This is a genomic window from Njordella calcicola (assembly GCF_056494125.1).
The window spans coordinates 6,517,213-6,533,825 of record NZ_CM151396.1 but is presented as its reverse complement, the minus strand read 5'-3'; the positions used below and the strand labels follow the sequence as shown (position 1 = coordinate 6,533,825).

14 protein-coding genes are annotated in these 16,613 nt (G+C 52.1%); 3 read left to right on the top strand and 11 right to left on the bottom strand.

The features are described from left to right. Positions 1–5: 5 nt before the first annotated feature. Positions 6–1,406 (bottom strand): sulfatase-like hydrolase/transferase, encoded by a 1,401-nt coding sequence (locus tag SH302x_RS25205; RefSeq protein WP_479365730.1) that lies wholly within the window; start codon positions 1,404–1,406, stop codon positions 6–8. Between the two features lie 165 nt (positions 1,407–1,571). On the opposite strand from SH302x_RS25205, the gene SH302x_RS25200 reads away from it, so the two are divergent. After that, complete coding sequence (locus SH302x_RS25200; RefSeq protein WP_479365729.1) at positions 1,572–2,507, top strand: WecB/TagA/CpsF family glycosyltransferase; 936 nt, start codon at positions 1,572–1,574, stop codon at positions 2,505–2,507. Between the two features lie 17 nt (positions 2,508–2,524). On the opposite strand, the gene SH302x_RS25195 is transcribed toward SH302x_RS25200, so the two are convergent. Further along, the gene (locus SH302x_RS25195; RefSeq protein ID WP_479365728.1) at positions 2,525–2,851 is read right to left on the bottom strand and encodes a DUF6793 family protein; all 327 of its coding nucleotides are present in this window, start codon (positions 2,849–2,851) and stop codon (positions 2,525–2,527) included. Positions 2,852–2,977: 126 nt separating this feature from the next. Here SH302x_RS25195 and SH302x_RS25190 point away from each other — a divergent pair, with 126 nt between their 5' ends. After that, positions 2,978–4,024 (top strand): hypothetical protein, encoded by a 1,047-nt coding sequence (locus tag SH302x_RS25190; RefSeq protein ID WP_479365727.1) that lies wholly within the window; start codon positions 2,978–2,980, stop codon positions 4,022–4,024. Positions 4,025–4,084: 60 nt separating this feature from the next. On the opposite strand, the gene SH302x_RS25185 is transcribed toward SH302x_RS25190, so the two are convergent. From SH302x_RS25185 to motA, 5 genes are all read right to left on the bottom strand, one after another. Then, entirely contained in the window at positions 4,085–4,381 is a 297-nt protein-coding gene (locus SH302x_RS25185; protein WP_479365726.1) for a hypothetical protein, read from the bottom strand. A gap of 12 nt (positions 4,382–4,393) precedes the next feature. Continuing rightward, entirely contained in the window at positions 4,394–7,786 is a 3,393-nt protein-coding gene (locus SH302x_RS25180) for a hypothetical protein (protein WP_479365725.1), read from the bottom strand. After that, entirely contained in the window at positions 7,747–9,186 is a 1,440-nt protein-coding gene (locus tag SH302x_RS25175) for a hypothetical protein (protein ID WP_479365724.1), read from the bottom strand. The genes SH302x_RS25180 and SH302x_RS25175 overlap by 40 nt, the downstream gene beginning before the upstream one ends. Positions 9,187–9,268: 82 nt before the next feature. Continuing rightward, positions 9,269–10,027: an OmpA/MotB family protein gene (locus tag SH302x_RS25170; RefSeq protein ID WP_479365723.1), complete on the bottom strand. Its 759-nt coding sequence runs from the start codon at positions 10,025–10,027 to the stop codon at positions 9,269–9,271. A gap of 39 nt (positions 10,028–10,066) precedes the next feature. Next, complete coding sequence (motA, locus tag SH302x_RS25165; protein WP_479365722.1) at positions 10,067–10,933, bottom strand: flagellar motor stator protein MotA; 867 nt, start codon at positions 10,931–10,933, stop codon at positions 10,067–10,069. 388 nt (positions 10,934–11,321) lie between these two features. On the opposite strand from motA, the gene SH302x_RS25160 reads away from it, so the two are divergent. Then, entirely contained in the window at positions 11,322–11,561 is a 240-nt protein-coding gene (locus SH302x_RS25160; protein WP_479365721.1) for a hypothetical protein, read from the top strand. A 13-nt stretch (positions 11,562–11,574) separates the two neighbouring features. Here SH302x_RS25160 and SH302x_RS25155 read toward each other — a convergent pair whose 3' ends face one another. From SH302x_RS25155 to SH302x_RS25140, 4 genes are all read right to left on the bottom strand, one after another. Further along, positions 11,575–12,525: a carbon-nitrogen hydrolase family protein gene (locus SH302x_RS25155; protein WP_479365720.1), complete on the bottom strand. Its 951-nt coding sequence runs from the start codon at positions 12,523–12,525 to the stop codon at positions 11,575–11,577. Between the two features lie 421 nt (positions 12,526–12,946). After that, entirely contained in the window at positions 12,947–13,444 is a 498-nt protein-coding gene (locus tag SH302x_RS25150; RefSeq protein WP_479365719.1) for an ATP-dependent zinc protease family protein, read from the bottom strand. A 115-nt stretch (positions 13,445–13,559) separates the two neighbouring features. Then, positions 13,560–13,871 (bottom strand): gamma-butyrobetaine hydroxylase-like domain-containing protein, encoded by a 312-nt coding sequence (locus SH302x_RS25145; protein ID WP_479365718.1) that lies wholly within the window; start codon positions 13,869–13,871, stop codon positions 13,560–13,562. Positions 13,872–13,978: 107 nt separating this feature from the next. Beyond that, positions 13,979–16,525 carry an ATP-dependent Clp protease ATP-binding subunit gene (locus tag SH302x_RS25140; protein WP_479365717.1) on the bottom strand — a complete coding sequence of 849 codons (2,547 nt, stop codon included), beginning with the start codon at positions 16,523–16,525 and terminating at the stop codon, positions 13,979–13,981. Positions 16,526–16,613 lie beyond the last annotated feature (88 nt).

The window sequence follows — 16,613 nt, the reverse complement described above, 5'->3', positions numbered from 1 at the left end:
TGGAGCTAGTGTACTAAGCGAATTAATTCGTCGGTGATCAAGGACTCCAATGATACTTGAAGATCGCCGACATCTATTTGGCCTTCGGTGCCATAGATGGCATCGCGAAGCCGGGTCGCGATCTCGCTGAGCCGTTTGACGATGTGTTCGACTCGGTCTGCAATATCATTTTGCTGAAACCGGTCATCAGGATTCACGAACACTTGCCACAATGCCATGGGAGTGATGGCGTCGATCGAAAGGTCCGCCCGATTCGGGTTTTCCTTGACATACGGAGCGACAGCCACTCGCGATGTCCAGGCGGGTGTAATCAACGCATATTCGTGGTCACTGGCGGCCCAAGCCAACCGATGACCAGCCTCCCAATCTGTCGATAAAAATGGCGGTTGGGACCAAAAGGCATCATCGTCAGAACGTTGCTCCCCTGGCAGTTGCAAGGCTTCCACCAGCAGTCGGCTGACTTGCCACGGTTGCAAAATCTGTGGCAATCGCAGCCCTAGCGGTAGCGTTCGTGGGCGAATAATCAGAGGGATATGCAAACGTTCTGCAAACAATTGCTGGTCAATATCGCCGATGGCATCGTGTTCGCCAAGCGGATAGCCGTTAAGCCCCATCAGCACGACAACCGGTTCGACTTCGACAACCGATTGTTCGTGAAACGCCGCCGAGCGTTCCTCGATCAACTCATTAATGTAGGACCAAGCAAAATCGAAGATAGCAGCTTGAGCCGACGCGCCGCAGATGGCATCGAACAACACATCTGGGTTCGAATCTTCGTCCAGCAGCCGTCTGGGTGGGTGTGGGTCCGACGAAGGTGGCGGGTCATCTTCATCGCAAGGAATGCTGCGCAAATCATAAGGGGCATCCCAATAAGTTTTTAGGCCCTTGGAATGAATCCACAATAATCCAAAGTCTTGGCCAGCAGTTTCGTCTTCTGCTGCTTCGTACAGCCGAGTGATCGCAATCTGCATCAGCCTCGCCATGCGTGTTTGGTCTGGACGCTCGCTGACAATCTCATCATCTTCAAAATCAATCAGTGCGACATCGTCAAAAAGGTCCAGGAACTCGCTTTCATTCAATTCAATTGCGTCAGTGACAAAGCAAGTCGCAATGTCTTGGTCTTGCAAAAATCGAAACAAGTTATCGTGTGACGTAGGGCTTGCAGTCGGTGACGAATCAATCGGTTGGCTCATCGCGTGTCCACGAGGCAGTCGATACGTTTTGCCCGTGAAGATTGCTTGTAGGGAGTCTTCCACATCCAGCGATTGCAGCCAGCATTGATCAAAGACCACTGCTCTGGATGCGAACTGATCAATGTTGGGCGTCTTGGTCAACGAGCCGCCGTAGCAACCAAGTAAGTTGGTTCCTAAGCCTTCGACGGTGACAAGGATGCACGGGGGAATCATGAAGCGGAACAATTCGCACAATAGGAACATTCGGGATAAGTGCTACTACTGTATTGCGTCCGGACATTTTGCGCAAGTGGTAGAGTTTCTATTCAAGCGTTTACTAACTTGTTGTGCATGTTTTAAGCAGAAGATTTCGTGCGATATTCTTAGAAGCTTACTACCATGACCAATTCGACGGACCCGAGCTTTCCAACTCCCATTGCGGCCTCAAGCTTTTTCCCAACCATCGGACCGGCTGTTGTACCGCCTGCGACGCAACCGCAAGAAAATCTCGAGTCGTTAGAATCTCTGCTGCAACAAGAGAACGAGCTCTACGGCAACGAGGTTCCGTTTGGTTCTAATGTGGCTATTCGCCGAAGTCATGTGTGGGGCGTAGATTTCGACTGCATTACGACCGCTGAGGCCTTGGGTTGGATCGATCTGGTAATTCAGAATCGAGCAACCACGTACGCTATTACTGCAAATCTCAACTACTTGATGCTGTGCGATCAGTTCCCAAGGTTGAAAGCGTTCACCAGCCGCTGCCCTTTGGTGCTGTGTGATGGAAAACCGATCCAGTGGCGCAGTTTGCTAGGACGTAATCCGATCCCGGAACGAGTGACGGGTGCGGATTTAATTTATCATTTGGCGGATCTCGCGGCCAAGCGGGGCTATGGCGTTTACATGTTGGGTGGAGCGCCCGGTGTGGCGGCGCATGCAGCCGAGAAGTTAACCCAGCTATATCCAGGCTTACGCATCAGCGGAGTCCATTGCCCCCCCTTTGGGAAATGGAGTGCGGCCCAGCGCGATGAAATGAAGCAACGTATCGTCAACGCGGCGCCCGAGATTCTGTTGGTCGCATTTGGTCAACCCAAGGGCGAGTTTTGGATCGAAGAGAATTACCGAGATCTCCAAGTGCCCCTCAGTATCCAGGTCGGAGCATCTTTCGACTTTGTTGCGGGCAACGCAAAACGAGCTCCAAAACTATTGCAGAAAATCGGAGCCGAGTGGCTGTACCGTACCGTTCATGACCCACGACGATTGGCACCACGCTATTTCTCCAATGCGGTGTTTTTGTTCAAGGCGATCCGCCGCGAGCTACTGCAGAAGTTAGCCTGACGCTCGACCGCAGTCGCTTACCAGCCCATCACCATATTGGATTCAATCACACGACGAGCCTTCTCCAAATCGGTTCCTGTGCGATTCATGTACAATCGGATGGCTTGCACTTTATCTCCCGCCGAGGCGGACAGGCAATCGCGTGCCACGCTGCAGACCTGATTGTCGAGGTCGGTCAAACCCAAAGCGGCTTTCGAGATCACCCAGCAGTCGCGTGGACGTTTTGTCACACGTCGAACGCGATCTAGCGGGAAATACTCAGTGGTCTTTTCTCTCGCCAACGGTTCATCATCTGCCAAAATCAGCAGGATGTGAGCGTCTGTTTCAACTTCAAATAATGGCATATCGATTCTCGCAGTTATTGCAGATTCCGATTTCGCTCAACTTGGACCTTTACTCGATTCATCGTAAGATTAGTTCGAATTGCCCGCAACTGCTAACTTTTTCTACGCCAAAGCATCAATCCATCCATGGACGACCAGCCGCCAACCATCGCAGCGCCCGTCAACAAAATAGCTGTAGTTCTTATCGTTTTGACTTGTTTGGGAATCGTCGCGATTCCTACTCTGGTCGCGTATCTACCGGTCGAAAAATCGAAATGGCTGCTGGCCGATGCCAAAAATTCGCTCGAGCGATCCAAGGATTCTTCTGACGACCGGCTGAAGCGTGCAGAAGAATTGCTGAAGCAAGCCGAACAACTTAATCCAGCGATTACCAGATCGAATGATTACATCAAAGTCTACTCGCTGCTGTACGATGACCGCTTGGAGAACATTGCAGAGCTTATCGCAAAGCAAGATTTTGACGAACGAGAAGTGCTGGTCGAAAAATTCAGTGGGCAACTTTTCTTGCAGAAAGACTACGCGGGAGTCGTAAAACTGATCAAAATCGCCATGCCGAAAATCGAACAACGGACTCACCAAATCAACAACACATGGGCCTATGCCGCATCGCTAGCGCAAATGGATTTGGACGACGCCTTGATCGCGATCAACGAAGCCCTCAAGCATGAAAACGTTTCCGCATACCAAGACACCAAAGCATGGGTGCTCTTTCAGCAGCAGCAATACGACGAAGCATTGCGTTGGATGCAGACAGCCATTCAAAGCAGTTTCAGCGAAAAGATCACGCTGATCACAAAAAACAAATTACCTTTTGACAAGGTCGGAGACCAAGTCATTGCTTATTTGAAGAGGCTGCAAGAGTCTGATCCACTGGGCGATATACCGCCCGATCAACTGCTGAGCCAACTGCAATTGATCAGCGAGCCGGAAGTGGCTCAGGAATCGGAATTGGAGCGTTTGGATTTGATTCGCACTCGGCTGCAAGATAGCGAACCGCCGAAGGAAGAGAATCCCGAGCTTGCTGTCGCGGTGCGAGAGCTGCTACGCGAGTTTTGTACGTATCGATACCATCGGGCAGAAATCATTCGCAGCCTAGGCTTTACGGAAATAGCTGACTGGGAATGGGAAACAATCCAGCGCTGTGGATTCAATGACCCACTGGATCTGGAGTGAGCGGTAGGCGTACATGCTGGCGGAGCACCATTCGGAAGCTTGTGGACTCCGAGCGCAAAGCTAGCCCGTGAGATCTAATGTGGAGCCGTCGGGATCTTCAGCCGGTAAGTCGAGCATCGAAGAATTGTGCTCTTGAGAATTTTGATGGTTGGCTTGGTTGCGGTCGGACTGTTGTTGATTCGCGAGATATTGTCCTTGGGCGTCGCGGTCTCCGACTTGCGTATTTTCTTCTAAAGGCTTGACCAACTGATTGGCGACGTTCGCCGTGGCGGTTTGGCCAGTGGCATTAAGCCTTGCCTCGCGAGTGTTGGCTAGACCAATAACACCTGCGACGCTTGACGTGATGGGCATTTGCATGATCGAGATCTCCTACGGTGCATCAAATAGTCTTTCTGGGAATAACTCTGCTGCGTTGGGGTTAATTAAGTTGAAACTTCGACGAATATCCATTGCCTCCAGGGTGCCGTCTACCTTAACTGCCATCAACGACGCGTTGTCGTTGTGGGAAACGATAGGACCTAGTACCGCAGCGACAACGCTTCGTTTTCCGACGTAGGCAAACAAGTCTAGGTCAACTTCATGACGCATGTTGACCCAGCCATTACCACGCAGCGAAATGATGTCGCCGTCCAAGCTGATGCGGTCCAGCGGTATGCGATCACCATCGATACGAAACTGTAGCTCACCGCTTTCAAAGGCGCCGCTTTTTGGGTCGCGAATACTCAAAGCACGAAACAATCTCGACATGACAGGCATTTGAACCAGATCCGCACGACGCAGCCACGCTTGGCCCGCTCCCACTAGCGTTTGTTGATTGTAGAGCGACCCTTGTACGCTGCATTCTGCCCAGTACTTGCCGTTGACTCCTGCCGCCCCTCGCGAAAGATCCATCATGGTCTCTTGCAAGTCGGCCTCCTGGAGTTGGATTCCAAGCTTGGAACGAGTGCTTACGATTTCATGTACGCCATGCAATGCCAGCGTGCCTCCAAAGCAGGACGCAAAGATGTCCGATTCGTCCGTGACTAGCTTTGGGTCGTCCGCGGGCCGAAGAAAGTTTGGATCTTTGCGAACAGGAGATGGATAGCCGGGACTGAGGCTACTGGTCGATCGCTTATTTGGCATGGCGATATCCTCGATCACCGGCGCCTGTTGGGAAGCTAATCGGAACGGCGAACTGCCGTTGTCGGTTGCTAACAACCTAGCGATCGCGGGCTTGCTATCGCGACCAAAATAGATGTTGCCATCTTGGATTGCAAACGGTCCCTTGAGGTCAAGCACGGGGACAGTGTAGATCGACAACGAGTCTAACTGCAATTGTCCCATCGCTTGGATTTGGACATCATCATAAGCACCCACAACTTGGACGGACCCTCGAATCCCCGATGCAATTTCCCCCCAGCCTAAACGCCCTTCTTCTATGGCTAGCTCCAGATTCCAATCTCGCATCACCAGCGACATTCCGTCGGTCGAGGAAGCAAACCTTGATTCACCCATCACGCTAATGGGCCCGCGAAACGCGGTATTAAGGATCGGTTGCTGAAGGTAGCCCGGCAGGCAAGACAGTAAGCTTTGATCTACTATCAATCGCGATTCGGGCAGCCAGCGGACAGTACCGTTCCACGTCCCATCTTCTTCGATCGCAAAGCTACCTGTTGCGCTTAGTTTACTCACATCATGCACACCGGACATATGGTCGATGGTTGCGATCCCGTTACGATATTCAATGCGGCAACGAATATCGGTCAAAGGATAAGGAATCTCGCGAGGGCGGACGGTAACCGAACGCGCGATGGCCGCGACATTGGGTTGCTCTTCGATCGTTACCGACAGATCCAAAGGTGCATCACCAGTGGGTTGATCGAGATGAATGGTAACTTGATCGATGACGCCACTGGGTTGTACTGCATCCCAAAGTTGCCGCGTGCCAATAGGCAACGCAAGTCGCAGTTCTTCTTCAAGCGGAACTGATGAAGCAGAGAAGGTCAACTGCAAGCCGCTGAGATCATCAGGACCGCATAAAGTCTGCCCAAAGCAATGGATATTTGCACTGTCATTGTGACCGCGCAGCGAATCGATGGTGAGCTTGTGATTGACGATCGATACCTCGCCATGAATACCGAAGACGGGGTAGCGGAAATGTTCATAGGCAATTGCACCATCGCGGACCTCAAGCTTCAGACTATGGAATGGCGGCTCATGTTTTTGCGTCTTGACGAATTTCGCGTGCTTGACGTGGACAAACCCTGTCGGGTGCAGCGAACGCATAAATTTCTCTCGGTCGCTTTTGGCTTGCCCACGCTCTGTGAGCGCTGACAAAAGTTCTTCTTCGATTTTGACGGCTTGTTTCGTTGCGATGGTCGCGTCGAATGCCCAAAAATCGACTTTCTTTTGCATCAACAGAACTAACGAAGCTTCCGCATTGCCAACCTTTCCACGAAAGTTCGACGTTCGTACAAATTGGTCGGTGCACGAAACGTTCCCGGAGATTTGCGTGACGGGATAAGGGAATTCCACAAATCGAACACGAACGTCACGTACTTTCGCTTCGATTTCCGGTTTCCAATCGGTTCCATCAAAATGCAAACGTACGGTACCATCTGCGAAACCAGACGGCTCCAGATCTTCCCAAACTTCTTTCAATTTGGGAGTGAGCACTTTGTACAGTCGCTGGTCGATCGGCAAGTTTTGCACTTGAAGTTCCAGCACAATTGGCAACTCTGCATTCTCGCCGTAAACGTCGGCATCCATTTTGAAGGTTGCCGTACCACTGGCGGCTTTCGCGTCTCGCAATTGCAGGATGTCATTGCGGCAATAGATTCGACCAGCCAATCGTTCCAGCGGATATGGCAATCGAGGGTGGACCAGCGAGCCGTTATGAATGTCGCCGTTAACTTCAAAGGACAGTTTGCCGTCCCTTGGTTGGTTAACTTGAAAGTTGCTGCTCAGCACGCCATCAAATCCAGCCAGATGTACAAAGGAGCTTTTGACTTTGTCAGGCAACTGCGTTACGAGGTCTTGAGTAAAGCGACACTTCACTACATTCCCATTGACGTTCCATTGCGCCTTGTCTTGGCTGACATTCAAATAGATTGAAACCAAGTCAAATGCGGCGCTACGCACTTTTGCCTGGATCTCATAAGGAGTCGCATTTAGCGATGGGTCTGATTTATTCAAGCGGCAGCGAGCTTTCAGGTCGTGGCAAATCACCTCTTGTTTACCCGCACTATCGCTCAGCAAGCGAATGATGCCAGAATTGACGGTCAGCGGCGGCAGTGAGTCGGGCAAAGGTCCAGAATCAAACATGGTCTCAATCGACCAAGTCCCATTCTGCATCGGCCATACAGAAACCGTTAGGTCGTCCAGTTTGACTTCTTCGATCTTGAGCTTGCCGCTCATCAAATCGAGTACGCAGATATTTCCGAGGGCAGTGACACGGCCAAGACGCAGTAGGTCAACGAGCCCGCTTTCCTCGCGCAAGCTGATTCGCAAGCCGTCCAGTACAATCGCTTTGCCTTCAATGACATGAGCCGCTTGCAACGTGACGACATGATCGGGATATCGTTCTCGCAGGAGTAGCAGAATGCGGCGATGCACCTCCGGGTCAATGCGGTTGCGGACTTGACCATACGCCCAATAGCCCAAGAGCACCAAGACCAGAATCCACAAAAAGCGAACTTCCCACGTGGCCGCAGCGCTTCGCGCCGCAGTTGGCGATTTGCCTTCTACGTGGGAGTTTGTTTTTGAGGAGTTCTTTGTTTCCATTTGACCACAATCCATGCGGTCCCAATGCCTGCGATCACACACAACGCCAGGATGGCGGGTTGCCGATAACGTACCGAACCGACAAACACACTGTGGATCATTGCGAAGTATACACACGGCAACGCGAAAATCACTGCCGGACTACGCCATGGTATCGCGCAGCAAAGTCCAACCAGTGCGGTCGACAGGATTGCGATATACCCGGCAGCTTCGGCGATGCGAATCGCGTTTCCACCCACTTGTGCGGCTTGCGGCAACGGTACCCAAGTCCGCCAGAACTTTAGCAAAGCGAGGCGCAGAGCGGCAGATGGATTCGACCTTACCCAAGCGATTGCCGCGTTTTTCAGCCGAAGATCCAGGGCCACCTCGAACGGCAATTGGTCCTCGGCTGTGGCTGCCTCCCCCCTAGTTTGCCTAGCTTCTCTCTGGTTTGCTAGCTCACGGGCAAAGTCGCCGGAAAATGTCATTCCCTCATCACTGCCGCCGGTTGCCCCGGGGTGAAACGAATCATACAGCGATGCTCCCACCTGCAGCGTCGTGGGCACGAATGTACCGGTAACTTGATAGTTGCGAATCCACCACGGCGCCAGGGCCAACAGCAGTCCAAATCCAAAGCAAGCAGTGGTAAGGCCGGCTAGTTGTATACGGTTGCTGAGGGTTCGGTTCGGCTGGGTGCATCGGTTGGTAAGGAAAAACGAGAGCACGACAACAATGCCTGGCCACAACAGCCAACTTGGTCGCGCTAGGATCGCTAATCCGCTGAACAAGCCGCTCAGCAGCAGCCACCAGAGGTAGCGTTTGTGCGAAGGCTGCTGCAAGGCTTCATTCCAAGCCTGCCATAGCAGCCAAATTGAAAGAAGCATCAACGGGCAGAAGATGGCTTCGCTCAGCACAAAGATGCTCATGCCAATAGCGCCCAGGTACAATGCGGCGAAGGTTGCAGCCGCCAAGCCAGCGAGATAAGCTCCATCCGATGTCTCGTCATGAACTGCAAGCCAACGGCCTTTTGCACCTTGTTGAACAACCATGACAGTCGCCCAGTAGATTAAGCCGACGGCAAGTGTTCCGACCACGCAACCCAGCAGTCGAGCTGCCATGACGGCGGCTCGCGGCGGCTGGATATGGGCGATGCTGCTTAAAAAGATAGGATAGACCGGAGCACGGAAAACCTTCGATTGATCGCTGTAGTATTGATATGGTTGGTCGTTGGCGATGGTTTGCGCCAGCACCCAATACGAATCGCTGTCGCCGAATCGAAACAGAGAGCCTTCTTGGTCTGCCATCGCCTGCCACTGCCACGCCGCGATCAGACGCAGCGCAAATGCCAGTGTCAAAATAAGTCCCAGCGCAAGACGGCGCTTGGAGGGTCGACGAGCGATTTCTAGGATGAAATTAAGCATCAATGGCAAGAGGGAGGCTTGGGGATTCAGCCGGCATCATGATTTCCCAAGGCATTGATCATAACCACCTCAGAAAATTGCGTTAGTGCCCGCCATGTCCTTTCGCTCCATGCTGATTCGCCAGTTCTTCAGGCGTCGGCGGAGGCGGTTCAGCCTGTTTGGCCGCGTTCTGGATCGAAATCAAGCGTTCGGTCTTCAAGTGGGATTCTTCGTACACTTCATTCAGTAGGTATACTTCGACCCGGGCAGCGCGGGATTGGTCTTCCTTGGTACCCGAGAAATAGGGCTCTGAAGCGCCTGCTTGGGACAGCCGAATCCGCGCAGGTTCGATGCCTTTATCGATCAAGTACTTCCAAGTTGCCATCGATCGTTGATAGGAAATTTGAATTGCATCGAAGTATGCTTGAGAACCACCCATGGCATCGTCCATCGCATGCCCCCGCACTTCGATCCGGTGCGGCTTGCCGATCATTTCGGGGAGTATTGCATCGATGGCTTTCATGCCCGATTCATCCAACGCAGTACTGTTGGCGTTAAATTGAATCAGTGCACCCACACTGCTGCGGTTGCCTTCGTCGGTCATCTTGGTTTGCGTCGTTTCGTCGTCCTTGGTTCGCAAGCGATTTTTCTTCCCGCCTGCACCGTTGCTCTTGGATGGCAACAGCGAACTATTGGGGTTGCCCGTTAACCGTTTGCCTGAAGGATTACGAAAGTGCTCTGCGATTGCCTGTTTGACATCGGGCTTCTGGTTTACCAGCCACATCACCATAAAGAATGCCATCATCGCGGTCACGAAGTCCGCATAAGCAACTTTCCAGGCGCCGCCACCACCACCAGCCATAATTTCGTTCCTTTAACCTAGATCAATCAAGCTCGTTGATTAGACGCTGGATGAATCGACCTTCTTGAACAACTCTTCCATCTCTTCATTGGTTGGTCGTAAATCGCGGGATAAGCCTCGACGACCGGTTTCGACAGCCATCTTGGGTTGCATTCCCCCGAAGTACCCTTGCATAATCGACGCCAGGGTTTGGAAGTAGCAGCCTTCGGCGTCACCAATTGTTTCCATTTTTGTAGCTAGTGGCGCGAAGAAGCCGTAAGACGCGAGAATCCCCAAGAACGTACCTACCAGAGCGGCACCTACTTTGTGACCGATTTCGGTAACCGGACCATCGATGTGTTCCATCGTGATCACAATCCCCAAAACTGCCGCCACGATCCCGAACCCTGGCAGACCGTCTGCGGTTTTGGTCAAAGCAACAACCGGCGCATGATGTTCATCGTGCATCGCTTTGAGTTCCAGGTCTAGGAGTGTCCCGAGCTCTTCTGGTTTAACCGAACCGTCGATCAGTGGACCAAAAGCGCCTTGGATGAATTCCGTAGCATGATGATCAGCATAGATCTTCGGATACTTTTTAAAGATTTCACTATCGTGAGGGTTGCCGATATGAGCTTCCAACGCCAGCATGCCTTCCTTGCGAGCCAGTCGGAACAGCTCATAGAGCAATTGGAATGTTTGTTCATAGGCGGCTTTGTTGTAAGGCGAACCCTTGATTGCTTGAATCACCCCTTTGACCAGATTAATGATCGTTGGAAGTGGACTCATCATGATCAGCGCACCCAGAGACGCACCGCCGATCGTCAATACTTCGGACGGGTGGATCAGTGCGCCGATGTGACCACCGGCCCACATAAAACCTCCCAGCACGCAGCCGGTGACGACAAGACAACCAACGATAACAATCATGAGCCAGCCTAAAGCCTCTAAAATCAAGCATGAAAAAACCTGCCTAGGGCATATAGCTTTGCGGTAGAACCAGAGCAAAGAATCAGACTAGGTAGACTTTTGTTTTACTGGAAAAGATTCTCATCGTAGGGGTTGGGCGGATTGTTGGGCTTGTCGGGAAAATTCACGTGACGATATGCGAGAGCGGAATTATGCTGGAAGGAGTGCATTTGCGCGGCGGCAGCAACGGCTGTTGAATCGTCAACTGTAGCCAAGCTCGTTGTTATTCAGAAGCCGCTACGGGTAACGGTCGCACAAGTGTTATTCCGGTAGTGCTCTGGTGGTTTAGAGTTACTGCTGGTTAAAGCGTTTCGAATGAAGATGAGAAGAAAGTTTTCGAAGAAGGCACATGATCATGCGTCCTGCGTACATAGAGATCACCGGCAAGACGCTGCTTGACTTGGTTAATGACGGAGAGATCGACATTGGCGAGCTGCATCGCATGGGCGTTGTCGGCGATTCGATTCTGCGGATTAACAAGCACGGCGAGATTGAGTTACGTGCCAAGCAGGAATGGAAGTTGATCGGCGGTTTGCTTGGCGATTTTGAAGCTCGTCTACGCGGACTGACGCATCTGGACTGGGCTTGATCTTTTTGAGTAATTAGAAGTCCACTTCGCCACCGCGAACTTGATTGGCCGCCTTTCTCGCGCGGCTTTGCTGCTGCGTAGCGGTGTCTAACAAGTCTAACGATTCAGCCATTTGACCAATGGTTATTTCGGGATCATTCGACCAGAAGATTCCACGGTCCTCGGACTCTGAATATCGATATCCCACGCGACTTCCAAATTTAGCACGAAATGCCTCACCATTGCGCAGTTTGGATGACCACGGCAAAATGAGATAGCTCAGATCGAATTCATGTACCAGGACCTGCTGTGGCTCTTTCATTTGAGCTGCAACTAATCCTGTACCTGGCTCAAAGAACGAGGCATTGTGACGGAATGTAGAAGAGACAACCCAGTATTCATGCATCGCCGCGTACATGCTTGTGCGAGTCAACTGCGGCGATTGAGAAGGATAAAGGACAACCTCTGCGCCTTTCGCTGCCAAGCTTTTCCAGCCTTCCGGGAACTCCACATCATAACAGATTTGGATGCCGATCCGACCAAAATCCAAATCGAACACGTCATATTCAGTCCCAGGTTGGACGCCTCCTTCGAAAACGATTTCATCATCGGGTTGGTGACTGTCCAACACCGGGTGGACTTTTACATAACGCCCGACCAGGTTACCTTGGCGATCAATAACCACCGCTTCGTTGGTGCAACCGCCGACAGTGGGATGATCATCGAAGACACCACCGAAAACCAAATAGCAGTGATGCTGTCTCGCGATGGACGCGACGGATTCTAAGACATCTTGCGTTAGCGAAATCGCTACTTCTGGAGCCGAGCCAGTCTTTCCGGCAGTTACCGCGTACTCAGAAAATAGAGCAAGGTCTAGCGAACGTCCATGTTTCTCTTTGGCGTCGCTTGCCATGGTGTTGACCAGTTCTCTCATTTGTTCAAGCCGCTGATCAAATCCAGGATAGTCGCTGTACCAACCAGTCATCGTGGTGCCGATCACAACTTTTCGAGGCGGGTTCTGGTGGCGGGTCGCTGCGCTCGCATTGCTCGCATGAGGATCTTCTCCGAAGACCGATAGGGTGTGAAAAGCGAAAACCGATATAATCGCGAAGCAGCAAGTTTGGAATTTCAAATGCATGTTGAATGCTCCTGGTTTACGGTCTCTGAAGCTTGGCTTTCATATCAACTCGGCTCAAGTTGTAAGCTTTGTTCGAATTGCAGTTTAACATCAAGTTGTAGGGATTTGTTGACGGTCTAAGGTGATTGTTAAACATGCCGAGACTGCTGTCGACCAGGATATGTCCGCAAGAACTGCAAGTGGACCGCAAAGTCTATGGTTGCCGACCGCATAACGGGCTGCGGGGCCTATCCGCGAATTCGCTTTCACCGACAGCCGACTTAAACGATCACACCGTAGTGGGACTGGACGCGAGAAAGCAGCGACTGCAGTCGATCAGATAGTTGTCTTGTAAAGCGTCGCGACCGATCAACAAAGCAAACTGCATGGCGGAACGATCCGTTAGACTCAACCGAATCAAACGGCGGTCTTCTCCCAATTGCAGCAACGTCTCAATCACGTAACGTCGCTCAAGGGTCCCGTGCGAACTGCGGACGGTGACTTCGTCAATAATCCGAGCGGAATAGCGACGGTGGCGACAGCCCCAACCCACTGGATGGGCCGTACGAAAAGACACTCGCATGGCCTCGCCTGTCCAACGCGTGCGTATGTCGATGGCATGCAAGCAGGACGAAAGAGCGCCCGAGTCGATCTTGGCAACCAACGATTCATTGCCGAAATTCGGCAGTAAGACGCGTTCTTGCCAGCCTAGCAAGGTGTGAGGCACCGGGGGCGATAAGCTTTCGCAGGGGCCGTCAATTCGAAACTTCTTATCGTCAAATATCACAAGCTACGCTTCAAAATTGGTCGGGACTTTCGGTCGCTCTGGCTGGAGTCCGATTCATGGATCGTCGAGCAAATAGGCTTTAGCACCGGCGGCCGATTCTGCCCGGCTGGCGGATTCAGCCCAACTGGCTCAACAGTTCTATTGTAAACAGACCCGATGAATGACCATCAGAAAAATTGATCCCATAGGCATAATTTCCTATCGGCCGCATGGCCACAATCTTCAGCGGCAGCGTCTCTTCTTTCTTTAGGATGGGCAAAAAATTACCCGGTCGTTCAGCATCTGCCTTCTTTTTTTCTTGACAAGTCGCGCACGGGCAAGCCTTGCGTAGCTGGTTGGGTGTGAACGAGCTGGTCGAGCTGTCGTCCCACTCAATCACAAGGGACCCTTGTTCGTCGCGTCGCAGGGCTGTCGGTCGTCTAGTCATGAAACAGAAACTTCAATCTCTCAAGTGACAATGCAAAGAGCACTTCGACCTAGCGGAAGAAGTGCTCTCGCGATTCCATACAACAAACATTCAGAACGTTAGCAAGTTTAGCTTTCCGTCTCGCCGCCAACGGAAACCGTTTCGGCTTTCTCACCGCGGGCCTCGCCACGGAACTCTAACCGCGATGTCTTACCGTCCTCGTCTTTGACGACGTCGACGACGATCGTGTTTTGCCCGTCGAAGGCTCCTCGCAGCAATTCTTCCGCGAGTGGATCTTCAATCCGTTGCTCGATGGCGCGACGCAGTGGACGAGCACCATAATCGAGGTTCGAGCCTTTGTTGACGACAAACTCTTTGGCTTCATCGGTCAACACAAGTTCGTAACCGCGCTCTCGCAGTCGTTCGAAGACCTTGCTCATTTCGTATTCGACAACCTTCTTCAAATCGTTCTTGGTCAAGTGACGGAAGATGATCGTATCATCCAAACGATTCAAAAACTCAGGTCGGAATACGCGTTCGATTTGATCCATAACGCGGGTCTTCATACCTTCGTACGAAGCGTCATCTTCTGGGCGTTGGAATCCGAACGACGACTCGTTCTTGATTGCTTCCGCACCGGCGTTGGTGGTCAGAATCAAAATCGTGTTTCGGAAGTCTACGTTACGACCGAAACTGTCGGTCAAACGCCCTTCTTCCATGACCTGAAGCAACATGTTGAACACGTCAGGGTGAGCTTTTTCGATTTCGTCCAGCAGCACCACGGCATAAGGACGACGTCGAATCTTCTCGGTCAACTGACCGCCCTCTTCGTAACCAACGTAGCCTGGAGGCGCGCCGATCAAACGACTGACGTTGTGTTTCTCCATGTACTCGGACATGTCGATATGGATCAAAGCATCCGCGTCACCGAACAGGATTTCGGCCAGCGCTTTGGCGAGCAAAGTCTTACCAACCCCGGTTGGGCCTGCAAACACAAAGCAACCGGTCGGACGCTTTGGATCTTTCAGACCACTGCGGCTGCGTCGGACAGCTTTAGCAACCGCCGTTACTGCTTGCTCTTGGCTGACCACTCGCTTGTGCAGTTCCTCTTCCATATTCATCAGACGCTTGCTGTCTTCGGTTGACAGTCGCGTCAGCGGAATGCCCGTCATCTTGGAAACAACTTCGCAAATGACTTCTTCATCGACAACCCCGTCGGTTTCGCGACTCTTGTCTCGCCAATCACGCGTGAGTTGCTCTTTCTTCTTTTTGAGCTTGTCAGCTTGATCGCGGAGATTGGCTGCCTTTTCGAAATCTTGGTTAGCGACTGCGTCTTCTTTTTCCTTGTTCAGGCGTTCGACTTCGTCGTCCAAGTCCTTCAGATCTGGCGGCTTGCTCATCGTACGCAAACGAATCCGAGCACCGGCTTCATCAATGACGTCGATCGCTTTGTCAGGCAAGCAGCGAGCGGTAATGTAGCGTTCGCTCATTTCTACTGCGGCAACAACAGCGTCGTCCGTAATTTTGACGCGGTGATGTTCTTCATAACGTTCGCGGAGACCTTTGAGGATCTCGATCGTTTCGGAAGTGCTGGTTGGCTCGACGGTAATCTCTTGGAAACGTCGAGCAAGCGCGTTGTCCTTTTCGATGTACTTGCGATACTCGTCCAAGGTCGTCGCACCGATACATTGGATCTCGCCACGCGATAGAGCGGGCTTGAGAACGTTGGCGGCATCGATTGCGCCTTCAGCACCACCGGCCCCGACCAGCGTATGCAATTCGTCGATGAACAGAATTGTGTTGCGAGCCCGGCGAACTTCGTTCATGACCGCTTTGATACGTTCTTCGAACTGTCCGCGGTACTTGGTACCAGCGACCATCATTGCCAAATCGAGTACTACGATTCGCTTGTCAGCCAAAATTTCGGGGACTTCGCCGTTGATAACGCGCTGAGCGAAACCTTCGACGATTGCTGTTTTGCCCACGCCGGCTTCACCCAGCAAGACAGGATTATTCTTGGAGCGACGGCAAAGGATTTGGATCGCGCGTTCGATTTCGCGTTCGCGACCGATCACGGGATCTAGTTTGCCTTGCTTGGCAAGTTCCGTTAAGTCACGTCCAAAGCTGTCGAGGGCTGGCGTCTTGCTCTTGCCGCCTTTGGTAGGTGACGATTCGCTGCCGCCGCCGCTGTTGGCATCGCTGCGGCCTCGTTCGCCGCCGACATCGGCCGATTCCATGCCGTGGCCGAGCAGGTTGAGTACTTCTTCGCGTACATCTTCCAGTTTCATGCCCAAGTTCATCAAGACTTGAGCCGCGACGCCTTCTTGTTCGCGTAGCAAGCCCAACAAAATGTGCTCGGTGCCAACATAGTTATGGTTAAGATTACGAGCTTCTTCCATGGAATACTCGATGACCTTCTTCGCACGAGGCGTTTGTGGCAGCTTGCCGATAGTGACCATTTCAGGGCCACTTTGCACCAGCTTTTCTACCTCCAAACGGATCTTTCGCAGGTCTACATCTAAATTACGAAGCACATTGGCGGCAACTCCACTGCCCTCTTTGACCAAGCCCAATAGAATGTGCTCAGTCCCAATATATTCGTGGTTAAAACGCTGTGCTTCTTGGTTAGCTAGCTGCATGACCTTTCGAGCACGGTCGGTAAATCGTTCGTACATTCGTCTTACCCGTCCTTTTTCACAGATTTTCTTAAACGGCCAATGCGCTTCGTCGCAAACCCCGTTCCGTTCCTCACACTGTCATCTT